Source organism: Aquipuribacter hungaricus (genome assembly GCF_037860755.1).
GTDB lineage: Bacteria > Actinomycetota > Actinomycetes > Actinomycetales > JBBAYJ01 > Aquipuribacter > Aquipuribacter hungaricus.
In genome coordinates this window covers 1-1,813 of sequence record NZ_JBBEOI010000397.1, presented here as the reverse complement: position 1 = coordinate 1,813, position 1,813 = coordinate 1, and the positions used below count along the sequence as shown (strand labels likewise).

Genomic DNA, 1,813 nt, shown 5'->3' with positions numbered 1-1,813 from the left:
GGCGGCGGTCAGGTGGTCCGCCGCGGCGCGCAGGTGGGCGGAGGCGACCGGGTCGGTCCCGCCGGCCCGCCGGGTGAGGCTGCAGACCGGGCAGCCGGGGCAGGCCGACGCGTCGCCGCCGGCGAGGCCGTGCCAGCCGTCGCGGACGGCGCCCAGCACACGCTCCGCCCGGTCCTCGCCCATCGTCGCCTCCTGCTCCACCGGTCCTCCCGGCGGTCCTGCCGGCCCCGTCGTCACGGCGTCACCGCCAGGCGTCCGGGTGCGGCTCGAAGCGCACCTCGAGCCGGTCGGCGACCACTCTCGCAGCCCGGACCTCGCAGCGCGTCAGGGCCGCCGGGAGACGGAAGGTCCGCCGGGCCGGTCCGGTGCCGACGCGCAGCCGGCGGCCGTCGTGCGCGAGGACCGGGCGGAGCCCCCGCGGCAGGGCCACCGACCAGACCAGGCCGTCCCCGTCGGCCTCGACCCGCACGCTGCGGACCGGCGGGCCTGCCGGGTCGTCGCGGTCGACCGTGGCCAGACCCGTGGAGCCGGGGCGGTCGCAGCCCTGGTGCTGACCGGGGTGGCCCGCCGCGGCCGCCCCCTCCGCCAGGTCCCGCGCGGCCACGAGCGCCGGCCGCAGGTCGAGCAGCTCGACCAGCTGCGAGGCCGCCGACGGGTCCGTCCCCGCCCCGGGCGCCAGCGCGTCCAGACGGGCGTCGACGACGTCCAGGAGCACCGCGGGCGCCTCCACCAGGGCCGGCACCGCGTACGGCGCGACGGCGAGGACCACGACGTCCCAGCGGTCGGCCTCGAGCTCGCGGCGCACGCGCGCCCACGTGACGACGTGGTCGGCGAGCGGCACGGGGACGCCCGCAGCGACGGCGCCGGCGTGCAGCCCGAGCAGGCGGGCGACCCTGCCCTCCCAGCCGTCCGGGTCGGCGGGCGGTGCACCGAGCCGGAGGCTGTCCGCGGCACCTGGCGTGGAGGCGACGTCCACGGCGGGGCCCGCGTCCGGACCGGCGTCCGGTCCGGTGGCGAGCTCGAGCACCTTGCCGCCCGCCCGCCGGACGGCCGTGCCGGGCTGCGACCCGGCCGGGCAGCAGCCCAGGTCGAGGACGACCCGGCCGGTCACGTCAGCGCTCGACGCGCGTCTTGAGGTCCTTGAGGGCGGCGTCGGTGATCGTCTTCTCGGCCTTGCGCCGCAGCAGCCCGGGCAGGCTGATCGACACGTCGACCTCGAGCCGGTAGGTGACCGTCGTGCTGTCGGCCCCGCCGACGAGCTCGTAGCTGCCGTCCATCTCGGTGGTCATGCGGCCGCGCTCGAGCAGGGACCACGACACGGTGCCCGTGCCCGTGGTGGTCACGGTCCAGGAGTAGGCGAGGAGCAGCGTGTCGCGGACGGGGCCGGAGCTCATGGTGAACCGCGCGGTGCTGGGGCGGCCGTCGGCGTCGCGCTCGAGGACCTCCACGTCGGTGATCCCGCCGGCCCACTCCGGGTAGCGCTCGAGGTCGACGAGGACCGCGAGGACGTCGGCGGGCGGTGCCCCGACGGTGATGGAGGACTCGGTGCGCTGGGCCACGTCAGCTCCTTGCTCGTCTGCCGGGCCGGGGGTCTCGGCGCGGGGTCTGACGGGCAGAACCTACCGTCCGGGCTGCTCAGAGCAGCCCCACCAGGGTGGTGACGAGCAGGAGCACCGCCACGAGGACCGCGGCGGCGCCGCACCCCAGGAGGCCCCGGACGGCCCTGCTCCGGCCGGCCAGCGGACCGCGCGACAGCGGCCGGTCCGCGGCCGAGGCGGCGGCCAGCTCGGCGAGCATGGCGTCGGCGGCGTAC

Annotated in this window: 3 protein-coding genes; all 3 read right to left on the bottom strand. The window is 78.3% G+C overall.

All coding sequences use genetic code 11. The features are described from left to right. Positions 1-183, bottom strand: a 183-nt coding sequence (locus WCS02_RS20100) for a hypothetical protein (protein WP_340296077.1), incomplete at its 3' end; no start/stop codon positions are given. Between the two features lie 58 nt (positions 184-241). Beyond that, positions 242-1,111, bottom strand: a complete 870-nt coding sequence (locus tag WCS02_RS20095) for a hypothetical protein (RefSeq protein WP_340296076.1) — start codon at positions 1,109-1,111, stop codon at positions 242-244. Position 1,112: 1 nt separating this feature from the next. Further along, the gene (locus WCS02_RS20090; protein ID WP_340296074.1) at positions 1,113-1,559 is read right to left on the bottom strand and encodes an SRPBCC family protein; all 447 of its coding nucleotides are present in this window, start codon (positions 1,557-1,559) and stop codon (positions 1,113-1,115) included. Between the last annotated feature and the right edge of the window lie 254 nt (positions 1,560-1,813).